Source organism: Thermosulfurimonas marina (assembly GCF_012317585.1).
GTDB classification, from domain to species: Bacteria; Desulfobacterota; Thermodesulfobacteria; order Thermodesulfobacteriales; family Thermodesulfobacteriaceae; genus Thermosulfurimonas_A; species Thermosulfurimonas_A marina.
This window is the reverse complement of record NZ_CP042909.1, coordinates 421,223-435,508: the sequence shown is the minus strand read 5'-3', so window position 1 is coordinate 435,508 and position 14,286 is coordinate 421,223. Positions and strand designations below refer to the sequence as shown.

Below are 14,286 nucleotides of genomic sequence, written 5' to 3'. Positions count from 1 at the left end.
ATGAAATGGAAAGGTTTTTGGTTGTTTTGGTTAGCGGTCCTTTTCCTGGGAGGGACCTCGGGGTGGTCAGTCACCCAGCTTTCTAAGGATGTGACCAACCCGAAGGTCCGGGAACTGAACAAGAAGTGTATGATGTGCCATTTGAAAGAGAATAAGTCCCTGGTCTTTCAGTGGCAGGAGTCGCCGCATGCCGCGGCCAAAGAGGGGCCGGTGGGCTGTTACACCTGCCATGCGGCCGACCCCGGGGACCCTCTGGGCTACACCCACGAGGGGGCCTTCATCAAGACCCTCATCACGCCTAAGGACTGTTCTTACTGTCACCAGCGTGAGTACACCGAATTCGAAAATTCCCACCACGCTACCGCCGGACAGATCATGGCCTCGCTGGACAACCTCCTGGGGGAGGTGGTCTGCAGTGCCCCGGCCGAGGCGGTGAAGAAGTGGGGGCTTCCGGCTTATGCGGCCAAGGCCGACGCCCAGAACGCCTGCTGGCAGTGTCACGGCTCGGTGGTCAAGGTCCTGAAGGACTCCAAGGGGAATATCATCCGCACCAAGGAGGGGGCCCCGCGGTTTGATCCCTCCACCTGGCCCAACAGCGGTATGGGGCGGATTAATCCCGACGGGACCAAGGGGGCCTGTAACGCCTGTCATTCGAAGCACGCCTTTCGGGCCAGCGTAGCCCGGCAGCCCTTTGCCTGTGGAAAGTGCCACCTGGGCCCGGACCACCCCCAGAAGGAGGTGTACGAAGAGTCCAAACACGGAATCGCCTATCTCTCTGCGGTGCGGCAGTACGGGCTCATGGGGATGAACATCCTGAAGACCGGGGCCTGGGTCCTGGGCAAGGACTACTATTTCGCCCCCACCTGTTCCACCTGTCACATGGGGGCTTACGTGAAGCCCAACGGCTCCATCGCCCGGAATACCCACAACGTGGGGGATCGCATCTCCTGGAACCTACGTCCCCCTATTTCCGTCCATCTCAATCGGGTGATCACTACGGACGGAAAGGTCTATGACGTCCCCGGGGACATTCCGCCGCTTCCCGGACAGTTTGTGGAGGTCTATGACTATGTGCGCAAAGGGGACAAGATGGTCAAGGTACGCACCAAGAAGCAGGTAAAGGAGGTCATGAGCTGGAAACAGCGCCGGGAGGCCATGAAGGAGGTCTGTAAGAGCTGCCACGGGATGCAGCAGGTAGAAAACTTCTACGAGCAGTTCGATGCCCTGGTGGTGACCTACAATGAGAAGTTCGCCAAGCCGGCCAAGCGCCTCTTCGAGGAGCTGGTCAAGGACGGGCTGGTGCCCAAGTCGCCCTTCATGTCCAAAGCGGGCTGGATCTGGTTCGAGATCTGGCACCATGAGGGGCGTCGCGCCCGTCATGGTGCGGCTATGCTGGGGCCGGACTACACCCACTGGCACGGTCTCTACGAGATAGCCAGGCACTTCTACTACAAGTACCTGCCCGAGGTCCTCAAGCTGGCCAAGGAGCACGGAAAGCTGGAGAAGTACCAGAAGCTCATCGCGGAGGTCCTGAATACCCCCGAACACCAGTGGAAGCTTAAGGGCTTTGGCGAAATGATGAAGGCCATCGAGAAGGAATACAAGGAACGCTACGGCAAGGAGCAATAAAGGTCCGGGGAGGGGAGCCCCCTCCCCTTTTTCGAGGACGAGATGATCAGAAAAGTGGTCCTTTTCTTGATAGCCGGGCTTTGGGGGGTCGGGGTCTCCTTTAGTGCCGATCTCCAGAAGCTCCGCTTGGGCTATCAGGGCTTCATTCTGGGGAAAAGCCCGACCTCCCTTGAAGGCTTCCTTCCGGACCGGGAGGCCTTTCCCGGAACCCTCCGCTATCGTAAGGGCCATTTGGTGGTGGTCCTGGAGGAGAAAGAAAGGCAGGTGCTGGCCCTTTACGAAGAGTTTCCCCGGCTTTCCCCGGAGGAACTGCGGAAGCGGGTGGGCTATCTCTTCGGTCTCTTCGGGGAGCCCACCTTTGAGGCCCATGGGCGGATGCTTTTCTGGTATTTCACCCCTCAGGGGAAACTCTCGGCGGAAGAATTCCGAAAATTGCGGGAGGAGGGCCGGAGCCCGGAGGTCCTGGCCATCGGAAAATTTTACTGCGACCACCGGATTATGGAGTTTGGAAAGGGCGCAAAGAAGAAGGAGAAGGCCCGGGCCTATTTTACCTTGTATGCCCCGGAGCCTCTCAGAAGAATCGTTAAAAACCAATAAAAGGAGGAGGTGTGATGATGAGAAAATGGGTGTGGTTAGTTTTGCTGGGGTTTTTGGTGTGGGCCTCGGGGGCCTTGGCCTACACCGTAGAGGGCAAGATTAAGGCCAAGCTGAATTTCAAAGAGGAGGTCCGCTACGAGTACTGGAACACCTTTGACAATGGAGCTTCCGGAAAAGACGATTCCTATTCCTTTGTCTCCAGCAAGATGCGTTTCGGGGCCGGGTTCACCTCTTCGGTGGTGGACGCCTACGCCCAGCTTCACTGGACCCAGTTTTTTAACCTTCCGGATGACGGACAGTTTGGGCTGGGGACCCTGTACTATACTTTCAACGGGGCTTTTGGAGGGCAAAAGGGTAAGGCCACGGACATCGGCTACGGGGCCATCTCTCAGGCCTGGGTGCGGGTCAAGCCCCCCATGGTGCCGGGGCTGAGCCTGAAGCTCGGGCGTTTCTTTTACCTTTCCGGCCTTGAGGGAGGGCTTCCTAAGAACGGGACCCTCAAGTGGGTAAAGAAGGTGCGCATCTCCCAGCGCATGATCGGACCCTTCGACTGGTCCCGGGTGGGGCGGGCCTTTGACGGCGGTCTCCTCTCCTATGACTTCGCCCCCTGGAATTTCACCCTCTCCTACATGCACCCCACTCCGGGCGGTTTCTATCTCCGTCGGGACGATCCGGAGCTAAACGGCGAGTCGACCCACGACATCGATATCGCCACTGCGGTCCTGAGCCTTAAAGATACCAACCCCTGGGTGCCCAACCTGGATGCCCAGCTCTTCTATTACTACTACAACGACGAGCGGCAGCTCGGGGCGGCACCTACCGATCCCCAGAAAAACGGTCTGGGGGACTGCGAAGTGCACATGATCGGCGGCCATGCCATCTACGCCTACGATATCGGCCCGGGCACCCTGGACTTTCTCCTCTGGGGCGGCTACCAGTGGGGGGTCTGGGGGCGCAATCCCACTTTGGACCATAAGGCCTATGCCCTCGCCGTGGAGGCCGGCTACAAGTTCAAGAATCTGCCCTGGCAGCCCTGGTTCCGGGTGGGCTATTTCTACGGAACCGGTGATGATGATCCCAACGACAAGGACCATGAGACCTTCTTCATGATGATCCCCACCCTGCGGATCTATTCCCTGACCCCCTCCTACACTTTTATGAATACCAATTACTGGATGGCTCAGGTCATCTTAAAGCCCCTCAAGAACGTGGTGGTGCGTTCCGATGTCCACTTCGTGGACCTCACCGAGGATGAGGATTACTGGTACCTCGGCTCGGGCATGATGCGCCCGGATGTTTTTAGTTACAAGCCGGTGGGGGCTCATATCGCTAAAAACGATGACGATCTTCTCACCATGTGGGACCTTTCGGTCTTCATCAAAAACCTCTATCAGTACAACGGGGTGAAGGTGGGGCTCGATCTCTACCTGAGCCACATCTGGGGCGGAGATGTGGTGGAGGATGCCTTCCCGAAGGACGACGACCTTACCTTCTTCTACGCAGAGTTCCGTTTCACCTTCTAGGGGATAGCCGGGGGAGGGGAAACCCTCCCCTTTAATTTTTGGAAAGGAGGGAGAGCGATGAAGATGAGATTAGGCCTCTTGGCCGTAGGTCTTTTGGCCCTGGTCTTTTCCTGTGCGCCGCAGAAGACCCCGGGGCCCCAGGTGGGAAAGAAGCCCGCAGTAGCCCATCCCGAGCTTTCCCCTCAGGAAAAGCTCATTGCCTGCAGCGACTGTCACCGGACCGAAACCCCGGAAATTTACCGGGAATGGTACCAGTCCCGTCACGGAATTGCCATGGTCAAGTGCTTCCAGTGTCACGGGACCTTTGAGACCTTCCATCAGCCCACGCGGGAGACCTGCCGGACCTGTCACGCCAAGGCTTACGACAACTGTCCCAAAGACAAAGTGTGCTGGGAGTGCCATACTCCCCACGCTTTTAAAAGGCACCAATAAGAAGGAGGTGAGAGACCATGGGCATGACCAGAAGGCAATTTATTAAAAGGACGGCGGCCCTTACCGCAGCCTCTTTGGTAGGGGTGGAGCTTCCCAAAATAGAAAAGGCGGCCCAGGCCGCAGACGTGGAGGAGTGGCATCCGGGAGTGTGCCGGTTCTGCGGGGTGGGCTGTAGGGTGTATTTGGGACTCAAGAAGGGCAAGCCGGTAGCCATTAAGGGTATTCCGGAATCAGCCACAAACAAAGGTTATCTGTGCATGAAGGGGATGCTCTTTTACCGGATTATCCACCATCCGGAGCGGCTCACCAAACCCCTTTACCGCGAGCGGAAGGATCAGCCCTTTCGGGAGATTTCCTGGGAGGAGGCCCTGCGGATCGCCGCCCGCAAATTTGCGGAGACGGTGGTCAAATACGGCCCGGATGCTACAGCCTATTATGGATCCGGTCAGGCCCTTACCGAAGAAACCTACCTCTTTCAAAAGATCATGCGCGGGGGGCTGGGAACCAACAATGTGGAGGGCAACCCCCGGCTTTGCATGGCCAGTGCGGTGGGCGGCTATCTGACCTCCTTCGGGGCCGATGAGCCCATCGGGTCTTACGCGGACATCGAAAAGGCCTACTGCTTTTTCATCATTGGAAGTAACATGGCCGAGTGCCATCCGGTGATCTTCCGTCGGGTGATGAACCGTAAGTTTGCCAAACCGAACGAAGTCAAGGTTATCAATGCCGACCCCCGGGTCTCTCCCACCTCCCGTATTGCCGACCTTCACCTGCAATTCCGTCCGGGAACGGATCTGGCGCTCCTTAACGCCATGGCCTATGTGATTATAGAAGAAGGCCTTTACGACCAAGAGTTCATCCAGAAGTACTGCAAGTTCAAGATCGGAAAGCCCCCCAAAGATGTGACCTTTGAGGAATACAAGGAATTCCTCAAGCAATACACCCCGGAGCGGGCCGCGGAGATCTGCGGCGGAAACATTACCCCGGAGAAGATCCGCACCGCCGCCCGCTGGTTTGCCACCTCTAAGGCCACCATGTCCCTTTGGACCATGGGGATCAACCAGCGCAGCCGGGGCGTATGGGCCAACAATCTGATCCACAATCTCCACCTCCTCACCGGCCAGCTCTGCAAGCCCGGGGCAGACAGTTTCTCCCTTACCGGGCAACCCAACGCCTGCGGCGGGGTGCGCGAGGGCGGAGGGCTCTGCCATATCCTTCCGGCCCACCGTCCGGTGAAGATCGACAAACTCCGGCACCAGGTGGAGGACCTCTGGGGTATCCCCCGGGGGACCATTCCGCCCAAACCCGGCTACCACACCATAGCCATGTTCCGGGCGGTCAACCAGGGCAAGATCAAGGCCCTTTGGGTCAATTGTACCAGTCCGGCCCAGAGTCTTCCCAACTGCGATTTTTATCGCAAGGGCCTGGCCCGCGAGGATCTTTTCCTGGTGGTGACCGACATTTTCCCCACCAAGACCACGGAGCTGGCCAATCTGGTCCTGCCCACGGCCTTCCACTTCGAGAAGACCGGGGTTTACGGCTGCACCGAGCGGCGCAGCCAGCTTACGGTCAAGGTGGTGGACCCTCCGAGAGAGGCCAAGCCCGAGGTCTGGATCGTGCGGGAATGGGCTCTGCGCATGGCCGAAGAGTTTGAGCGCTTAGGGGACCGGCGACGGGCGGAGAACCTGCGCATCTGTGTGAAACCCTTCCTGGGCAAGGAAGAGGGCTACGAGCTTCCCAAGGCCATCTGGGAGGAATACACCCAGAAGCTCACCAAGGGGCGGGACAACGATCTTTCCGGGGCCACCTATGAGGTCCTCAAGCAACGTCCGGATGGGGTACAGTGGCCGGCGCCCACCAAGGAACACGCCCTCAAGGGAGGAACTTACAAGAAGTTTGTGCGCGGCATCGATCCCTTGGCCGAGGAGGAGGGCCGCAAGCTGGGTATCTCCGGACCCTATGTCTTCTACGGCCCGGCCCACAAGGATCACAAACTCTACCTCTGGCTCAGGCCCTACAAGGGAGCAGCCGAAGAGCCGGATGCCGAATATCCCTTCTATCTTTCCACCGGTCGGGTCATTGACCACTGGCATACTTCCAGTATGACCGGCCGCATTCCCGAACTTCTGCGGGCCAACCCCTATGCCTATGTGGAAATCAATCCCAAGGACGCGGCCCGGCTGGGGATTAAGCCCAACGATATGGTGGAGATCGAGACCCGGCGCGGGAAGATCGTCCTTCCCGCCAAAGTCTATGAGGGGCCCATTCAGGGCATGGTCTTCATCTACTGGCACGACATGGCCGAAGAACGCATGGCCAACCGGGTAACCAAAGACGCCTTTGACCCCGGCTCCAAGGAGCCGGAATTCAAGATCTGTGCCTGCCGGATCCGCAAGGTCTCCGGCCCGCGGCCGCTTAAGCCCTACGTGGTGGGGCACAAAATCTAAAACTCTAGGGGGCGGGCCTTCCGCCCCCTTAATATTTACCGGGCCTTGAGCCCGGTTTTTTGGGGAGGGAGGCGGAAATGCCCATTGCCGGATTAGTGGTCTGTTTTCTGCCGGAAAAATTAAAAGAGGTAAGGACCTTTCTGGAAGGGGTCCCCGGGGTGGAAATCTACGGCTGGAACGAGCAGGGAGAGATGGTGGTGGTCTACGAGGGAGATACGGTAGAGCGGATGGAAAAGGAGCTTGAGGATTGGCCTCGCCTGGAGGAGGGGATCCTTTCGGTTAATGTGGCCTATTTCAACCTGGAAGATGTGGTGGAAAGGATGGCCCGGGGAGAATACGTACCGGAAAGGCCCTGGAAGGAGAGATGAAGCGCCGGGAATTTCTCGCCGCCCTGGCCCTGACCTTAGCCGCTGGATGTGCCCCGGGAGAGCTGGCCTCCTCTCCCATTAAGACCAATGTCTTGCGTCCCCCCGGGGCCATTCCCGAGGATTTTTTCGCCTCCCGTTGCATTCGTTGTGGGCGCTGTGCCGAAAGTTGTCCCTATCGGAGTATTCGGATCTTGGACATCCGTCACGGTTTTTATGCCGGGACCCCGGTCATTTATGTGGAAAAGATCCCCTGTTATCTATGTATGCGCTGTGTGAAGGTCTGTCCCACCGGGACCCTTCAGAAGATCTCCCAAAAAGAGGTCCGCATGGGCCTGGCCCGGGTAAACCGCAGGGCCTGCGTGACCTGGAACGGAACCGGTATCTGTCGCTCCTGCTACAACGCCTGTCCTTTCCGGGAAAAAGCCATCAAGCTCGACCGCCTGCGCCCGGTGGTTATAGAGGAACACTGTGTGGGCTGCGGGATCTGTACGCACGCCTGTCCGGTAAATCCTAAGGCCATTGTGGTGGAGCCGGTCTACGCCTTTAGTCTTTCTTCCCAGAGGGCCTCCTAGAATTCAGGATGGTGGGAGAGAAATTCGGGAGATAAGATGAAAAGAAGGTATGCGGGCTGGCGTTATAGAATCCTCACCCTGGCCTTTCTTTTCATCCTTTTCCCTCCCATTCTCAATCTCTATTTTCATTTCACCTTCGTTCAGGGGTGGTATCAGTCCTTGGGTATAGGTCGTCTCTGGATCGTTTCTCCTCTTGAGGGTTTGGAAAGCCTTCTTATTTCCAAATATATCTATCTTCCCTCCCTCATAGGCATGTTGGTCCCGGTGCTGGTGGCCCTTTATCTGGGAAGGGTCTTTTGCGCCTGGGTCTGTCCGGTGAGCTTTCTCCACGAGACCGTGGACCGCCTCCGACGGAGGCTTTTCGGTTACAATCCGGTGACCTGGAAGGACCGCCTGGTCTTCAGTCTGCGTCTCCTCTGGGTGGCCCTGATCGGAGAATTCCTTCTTTCCATGATCCTGGGCTTTCCCATTTTCGTCTTTGTTTCCCCCCCGGGGCTGGTAGGCCGGGAGATTATGCTGGGTATCCTCTTTCACACCCTAGCCCTTGAGGGACTGATCCTTCCGCTTATCCTTATCCTCCACCTTTTTACCCGGCGCTTTTATTGTCGGTACTTCTGTCCCCTGGGGGGACTTTTGGCCTTTTTAGGGCAGAAGAGGCGTCTTAAGGTGCGGCTCCGCAAGAAGCACTGCACGGGCTGCGGGCTTTGTGAAAGGGTTTGTCCCTTAGGGCTTCCGGTCTCCCGGGGAGGTTCTTACAGTCCCTACTGCTGGAATTGCGGGGAATGTGTGGATCACTGTCCCACCGGGGCCCTCAAATTTTACTGGAAGCGGCCCTACTACTTGAAACCCACGGCCGAAGGGCTCAGGGCTCAAAGCGGTAGCCCACCCCGGGGTGAGTAATGATGTAGCGGGGGTTTTCCGGGTCGGGTTCGATCTTTTCCCGCAGACGCTTGATGTGTACGTCCAGCGTCCGACTCCAAGGATAGATCTCCTTGTTGGGCCAGATTTCCTGCTTGATGAAATCCCGGGTGAGGACCTCTCCGGGATGGGTAATGAAAAGTTCCAGGAGGTCGTACTCCTTGCGGGTGAGGTGAATCTTTTGGCCCTTCACCCAGACCTCCCTTTTGGCGGGAATGACCCGGAAATGACCGAAGTCCAGCTCCTCTTTTTCCGGAGAGATGAGGCGGGCCCTACGCAGGCAGGCCCGTACCCGGGCCTCGAGCTCCAGATACTCAAAGGGCTTGGTGAGATAGTCGTCGGCCCCCATCTCAAAGCCTTTCAACTTGTCCGAAAGATTGTCCCGCACGGTGAGGATAATGATAGGCGTCCGCGTAAGGTTGCGAATCTCCCGGCAGAGTTTCAACCCATCGGTATCCGGGAGGTTGAGGTCTAAGATAATGACTTCCGGTTGAAACTTCTTGATCTTTTCCAGGGCCTCGGCCCCGCTTCCCGCGGTCTCCACCCGGTAGCCGTCGAGCTCAAATTGGGACTGCAGGACCTTCTGCAGATCCGGATCGTCTTCTACTACCAGCAGTCTTTCTTTAGTTCCCATGGGCCAGTTTGAGCCTTACCACGAAAAGACTTCCCGGAAGGACTCTAGCCTTCCGGACTTCAATCTCTCCTCCGTGAGCTTGAATAACATTATAACTTATGGCCAGGCCTAGACCAAGGCCTCCGGAATTTTTGTGGTAGAACTTGTGGAAAATTTGATTTTTTTCGGCCTCTTCTACGCCCGGCCCGGAATCCTCTATTTCCACCTGGGCCCATCCGTTTTCGGAAAGGACCCGGACCCGCACCTGAGAGCCCTCGGGAGAGAACTTAAGAGCGTTGTCCAGGAGGTTGGCCAGGGCCCGGTAGAGAAAATCGGGGTCCGCTTCCACCCAGAGGGGGTGCTCCGGGAGGGCCCATTGAAAATCCAGAGATTTCTCCCAGGCCAGGGGTTGGTGAGCCAGGGAGACTTCCTCCACCAGGCTGCCGAGGTCCACCAGGGTCTTCTGAAATTCTATCTGCCCATGCTCCAGCCGGGTGAGGTCCAGGATGCCTTCGATCATGCGCAGGAGCTTGTGCACGTTCTTTTCCGCGATACGAAGATGGGCGTTTTCGGGGTCTTGGCGTAGGAGGAAGTCTAAGGTCCCCTTGATGGCGCTGAGCGGGGTTTTGAGATCGTGAGAGATGTGAGAGAAGAATTCGCTTTTGAAGCGATCGGTCTCCTTCAGTTTCTCATAGGCCTCCTTGAGTTCGCGGGTGGCCTGGGCCACCTGTTCTTCAAGCTCTTTCTGATGGTTTTCCAGTCTTTCGCTCATGGCGTTAAAGGCCTGGGCCAGGGCCTGCCATTCGTCCCGGCTACCGAGGTGGACCCGGGCGAAATGTCCTTCCCAGATCCTCTGGGTGGCCTCCTTAAATTTACTCAAGGGGACGAGGACCGTCTTTCGCAGAAGAAAGGAAAGACTGAGGGCTACGGCCCCAAACATGAGGCCGAAGAAGAGGGTCAGAAGCCGCTTTCTTTTTTTTAGATACCCTTCGATAGAGGTAGTCTTGAGGGAAAGACTGATGCAGCCGGCCATGGAAGGGACCTCAAGCTCCCGGTGGCAGCTGCGGCACTCGGGCTTAAAGGTCAGGGGAGCGGCATAGCGGTATAGCCCCTCCTCCAGGCGGGCGTATTCCCTTTTTCCCTGGGCCAGGGCTTGCAGGGCTTCCTTCTCGAAGGCATCCGGAGCGTGAGCCGGGTTTTTGGGGCTCTTTACCGCTACCTTGATGTGGTAGGGGAGCTTGTCTTTAGAGAAAGTCAGGAGATCCTTTACGAAATGGGAGGGGGTGACCAGCCGGTATCTTCCCTCTTCGTCTTGGATATAGATACCTCCGTGCCAGGCGATCCATTGGCGGGTGGTGGTCACGAAGTGGTAGATGGCCCGGGCCTGGGAGCGGAGCTCCCTTTCCATCCACCGCTGGTCATCGTAATGGACAAAGACCATGAATCCCAGAAAGGGGATCAAAAGGGCCAAGAGGCTTCCCAGAATGATGCGACAGGCTAATCCTCGACAGGGCAGGTCCGGAAAACCCATCAATTCAAATATACTCCCCTCGTGAGGAGAGAAAAATTCCCCCTGTCTGTTACTGCAGAGCAAAAATGTTACCCTTTCCTGAACCTGTTTTTAATCCGAAGTTCTTTACCTTCACCCCGGAAAGCCTCAGGGTAAGCCCGGATTTGAGCTGTAAGACCTTCCCATAGGCTCGACCTCCTTTACGGGGATTCGAGCCTATGGTTTTGCCGGAGGGGGTGACCTTTTGGCTTTGCAGTTAAGGGTGACCAAATCGCCTTGCAGTAACAAGTTGAAAATACGACGGTGGTAGTGTTTCACAAATTGTGTCCGAGGGGGTAAATAAAGAGGCCTTCCTCCTTGCGATAATAAGTGGGAGTCAAACCAAAGGGAAGGAGGAAGGCCATGCAGGGCAGAGAAATTATAGAAAAGCTGGAGGACCTCATCAAGGAGGCCATTAAAAGCGTGATTGAGCGACTGGCTATTGAGGAAAGAAGCCTTTACCTTGAGGAACACCCTGAAACCAAAGGCAATGGTTTCTACTCTCGCTCCCTTCTCACCAAATACGGGCCTATTGAAGGCCTTATGGTTCCCAGAACTCGAGATGGAAACTTTAGAGCTCAGATTCTACCTCCTCCAAGGAGAAGAGCCGGTCTCGACTTGGGAGAAGCTGTATTGGCCTTGTACGCTTCGGGAGCCAGTACCAGGGCGGTTTCAAGATTTATCGAGACCATTTACGGGGCTTACTATTCGCCAGCCAGTATAAGCAGACTAACGGAGGTAGCCGAGGACCAAATTGAGTCCTGGAGAAAGCGAAGGCTTTCGGAGGAATACTTTGCCCTTTATCTGGATGCTACTTTTCTGCCGGTGAGGAGAGGAACTGTGGCCAGGGAGCCGGTGTATCTGGCTTTGGGGATAAGGCGAGATGGGACCAGAGAGATTGTGGGCTTTTGGACCAGTGGAGGGGAAGGTGAGAGCGCTCTGGTTTATCAGGAAATTTTCAACGAACTGCGCGAAAGAGGTCTCAAGAGGATTGAGGTGGTCATAGGGGACGGGCTATCAGGCTTGAAGGAGGCGGTTCTCAGGGTTTATCCTGGGGCCAGGTTTCAGAGATGCGTTCTTCACAGTCTCAAGTATAGCCTGAGGAAGGTTCGGAGGTCTCACCGAGAGGCGCTGGCTCAGGATTTGAGGAAAATTTATCGGGCTGGGAGGAGGTCCGAGGCCCTGGAGGCCTTCAGGGCTTTCAAGGCCCGGTGGCAAGGGAAGTATCCGGAAGTAGTGAAGCACTGGGAGGAGAACCTCGAGGATCTCTTGGTTTTTCTGGAATATCCGGAGCCTATTCGGAATTATATTTACACCACGAATCAGCTTGAAAGGCTGATTAAAGAGGTCAAGCGCAGGACCAAGGTGATAGAGGTTTTCTGTGAGCCTGGGGCACTTTACAAGGTAGTCTATCTGGTGCTTAGGGGTCTAGAGGAGAAATACCGTTCGCGAAAACTGAGAGGTTTTGAGGATCTTATGGAGGAAGGCCTCTTATCCTGCGGACACAGTTGACGAAACACTATGACGACGGTTGACAAGGGGGGGGATGTGTGTAAATAAGGGGGTAACTCCCAGGCAAAGGAGAAAGGCCATGATCGAAGTGAGGCTTCATGGGCGAGGGGGACAGGGAGCGGTTACTTCGGCGGAACTTATTGCGGTGGCGGCCATCCGCGGGGGCAAGTATGCCCAGGCCTTCCCCAGCTTCGGTCCGGAAAGACGGGGGGCCCCGGTGCAGGCCTTTGTAAGGGTCAGCGAGACCCCCATCCGCACCCGGGAAAAGATTTACTTTCCGGATGTAGTGGTGGTCCTTGATCCCTCTCTTCCCTCCATCGTGAAGGTCACAGCAGGGCTCAAAGAAGACGGAATCGTCATCCTCAACTCCCACAAGAGCGAAAAAGAGCTGCGGGAGATGCTTGGAGGCTGGAAGGGGCGCTTGGCCGTGGTGGATGCCACCAAGATCGCTTTGGAAGAACTGGGGCTTCCCATCACCAACACCACCATGCTGGGGGCCTTTCTCGCGGCCACGGGCTTGGTAGATCGTCAACACTTAGAGGAGGCCCTGGAGGAAAGGTTCGGGCGCCTGGCCGAAAAAAACAAGAAGGCCCTGGCCCGCGCCCTCAAAGAGACCAAGATCTATCAGTAAAAAGGAGAGGAACCATGCCCAAGGGAAAAGACACCGCGCTCATGAGCTGGAAGGAGGTCCCCTTCGGGTGTTACATCCTTGAGCCCGGAAATTCGGTCAAATTTAAGACCGGGGACTGGCGTTCCTTTCGCCCGGTGCTGGACAAGGAAAAGTGCATCAAGTGTGGGCAGTGCTACATCATGTGTCCGGACATGGCCTATTCCCCGGATGAAGAGGGCTACTACATCGTAAATCTCGACTACTGCAAGGGCTGTGGGATTTGCGCCAGTGTATGTCCCAAGGGGGCCATCACCATGGTCATAGAGGAGGTTTAATCATGGGCAAGCGCATCGCCAAAGAAGTTTCCATCGCCGTAGCCGAGGCCGTAAAGCAGTGCAAGGTAGATGTCATTGCGGCCTATCCCATCACCCCGCAAACCCATATTGTGGAGCACCTGAGTGAGCTGGTAGCTAACGGAGAACTGGATGCGGAATACATCACCGTGGAGTCCGAACACTCGGCCATGAGTGCCTGTCTGGGATCGGTAGCCACCGGAGCCCGCACCTTTACCTCCACTTCCTCCCAAGGGCTAGCCCTGATGCACGAAATCCTCTTTATTGCTCCGGCTCTGCGGCTTCCTGTAGTCATGGTGGTGGCCAACCGGGCCCTTTCGGCCCCCATCAGCATCTGGAACGACCACGGGGATATTATGGCGGAGCGGGACATCGGCTGGATCCAGACCTTTGCCGAAAACGGCCAGGAGGCCGTGGATCTGGTCTATCACGCCTTCCGGGTGGCCGAGGATCGCCGGGTAATGTTCCCGGCCATCGTAAATATCGATGGCTTCACCCTGAGCCACATGATCGAACCCATCGAGCTTCCGGACCAGGAACAGGTGGATCAGTATCTCCCTCCCTTCAAACCCCGCTACAAGCTTGATCCCCGCAAGCCCATCTCCATGGGTCCGGTGGGGATTCCGGAGATCTACATGGAGGCCAAGAAGGCCCAGGATGAGGCCTTCAAAAATGCCTATAAAGTCATCGTCAAGGCCTGGGATGAGTTTGAAAAGGTCTTTGGTCGCCGGTACCATCCCATTGAGACCTACCGGATGGAAGACGCGGAGGTGGCCCTTCTCATTATGGGTTCTCTTGCGGAAACGGCCATGACCGCCGTGGATCGTATGCGGGAGGCCGGAAAAAGGGTGGGACTGGTGCGTATCCGACTCTGGCGGCCCTTCCCCCTGAGGGATTTTGTGCGGGCGGTCAAGGGCGTAAAGATGCTTGCGGTAATCGACCGGGCCCTTTCTCCTGGAGCCACCGGAGGTCCGGTAGCTACCGAGGTGCGTTCGGCCCTTTATCAGGTACCCGGCCGTCCTCGGGTGGTGAACTTCATTGCCGGGCTCGGCGGCCGCGATGTGACCGTGGAGGACTTCGAGGAGATGGCCGACAAGGCCTACTTTTACATGAAAAAGAAACCCAAAGAACCCTATGAGATGTTCGGGGTAAAGGAGTAGAGC

At 56.7% G+C, this 14,286-nt stretch carries 14 protein-coding genes; 12 read left to right on the top strand and 2 right to left on the bottom strand.

All coding sequences use genetic code 11. The features are described 5' to 3' along the window. The 8 genes from FVE67_RS02235 to FVE67_RS02200 all read left to right on the top strand — a co-directional run bounded on the left by FVE67_RS02235 (position 1) and on the right by FVE67_RS02200 (position 8,468). Positions 1-1,629: a multiheme c-type cytochrome gene (locus tag FVE67_RS02235; RefSeq protein WP_168719049.1), complete on the top strand. Its 1,629-nt coding sequence runs from the start codon at positions 1-3 to the stop codon at positions 1,627-1,629. Positions 1,630-1,671: 42 nt separating this feature from the next. Beyond that, positions 1,672-2,226, top strand: a complete 555-nt coding sequence (locus tag FVE67_RS02230; RefSeq protein WP_168719048.1) for a hypothetical protein — start codon at positions 1,672-1,674, stop codon at positions 2,224-2,226. Between the two features lie 17 nt (positions 2,227-2,243). Beyond that, positions 2,244-3,749, top strand: coding sequence for an alginate export family protein (locus tag FVE67_RS02225; protein ID WP_168719047.1), 1,506 nt, complete (start codon positions 2,244-2,246; stop codon positions 3,747-3,749). Between the two features lie 57 nt (positions 3,750-3,806). After that, a complete protein-coding gene (locus FVE67_RS02220) occupies positions 3,807-4,181 on the top strand; it encodes a cytochrome c3 family protein (protein ID WP_168719046.1) in 375 nt (124 codons plus the stop codon). A gap of 17 nt (positions 4,182-4,198) precedes the next feature. Then, positions 4,199-6,628 (top strand): molybdopterin oxidoreductase family protein, encoded by a 2,430-nt coding sequence (locus FVE67_RS02215; protein ID WP_168719045.1) that lies wholly within the window; start codon positions 4,199-4,201, stop codon positions 6,626-6,628. A gap of 77 nt (positions 6,629-6,705) precedes the next feature. Next, the gene (locus tag FVE67_RS02210; RefSeq protein ID WP_168719044.1) at positions 6,706-6,996 is read left to right on the top strand and encodes a chaperone NapD; all 291 of its coding nucleotides are present in this window, start codon (positions 6,706-6,708) and stop codon (positions 6,994-6,996) included. Beyond that, a complete protein-coding gene (locus tag FVE67_RS02205; protein ID WP_168719043.1) occupies positions 6,993-7,568 on the top strand; it encodes a 4Fe-4S dicluster domain-containing protein in 576 nt (191 codons plus the stop codon). The genes FVE67_RS02210 and FVE67_RS02205 overlap by 4 nt, the downstream gene beginning before the upstream one ends. A 36-nt stretch (positions 7,569-7,604) precedes the next feature. Then, on the top strand, positions 7,605-8,468 hold the full coding sequence (locus FVE67_RS02200; RefSeq protein WP_168719042.1) for a 4Fe-4S binding protein: 864 nt from the start codon (positions 7,605-7,607) through the stop codon (positions 8,466-8,468). Here FVE67_RS02200 and FVE67_RS02195 read toward each other — a convergent pair. Together FVE67_RS02195 and FVE67_RS02190 are read right to left on the bottom strand one after the other, a co-directional pair. Beyond that, positions 8,431-9,120, bottom strand: coding sequence for a response regulator transcription factor (locus FVE67_RS02195; protein WP_168719041.1), 690 nt, complete (start codon positions 9,118-9,120; stop codon positions 8,431-8,433). The genes FVE67_RS02200 and FVE67_RS02195 overlap by 38 nt on opposite strands. Then, positions 9,110-10,630: an ATP-binding protein gene (locus FVE67_RS02190; protein WP_168719040.1), complete on the bottom strand. Its 1,521-nt coding sequence runs from the start codon at positions 10,628-10,630 to the stop codon at positions 9,110-9,112. The genes FVE67_RS02195 and FVE67_RS02190 overlap by 11 nt, the downstream gene beginning before the upstream one ends. 381 nt (positions 10,631-11,011) lie before the next feature. Here FVE67_RS02190 and FVE67_RS02185 point away from each other — a divergent pair, with 381 nt between their 5' ends. The 4 genes from FVE67_RS02185 to porA all read left to right on the top strand — a co-directional run bounded on the left by FVE67_RS02185 (position 11,012) and on the right by porA (position 14,283). Next, entirely contained in the window at positions 11,012-12,160 is a 1,149-nt protein-coding gene (locus FVE67_RS02185; RefSeq protein ID WP_425505379.1) for an IS256 family transposase, read from the top strand. 79 nt (positions 12,161-12,239) lie between these two features. After that, complete coding sequence (locus FVE67_RS02180; protein WP_168719038.1) at positions 12,240-12,791, top strand: pyruvate ferredoxin oxidoreductase subunit gamma; 552 nt, start codon at positions 12,240-12,242, stop codon at positions 12,789-12,791. 14 nt (positions 12,792-12,805) lie between these two features. Next, entirely contained in the window at positions 12,806-13,105 is a 300-nt protein-coding gene (gene porD / locus FVE67_RS02175) for a pyruvate synthase subunit PorD (protein WP_168719037.1), read from the top strand. A 2-nt stretch (positions 13,106-13,107) separates the two neighbouring features. Next, positions 13,108-14,283 (top strand): pyruvate ferredoxin oxidoreductase, encoded by a 1,176-nt coding sequence (gene porA / locus FVE67_RS02170; protein ID WP_168719036.1) that lies wholly within the window; start codon positions 13,108-13,110, stop codon positions 14,281-14,283. Positions 14,284-14,286: the final 3 nt, after the last annotated feature.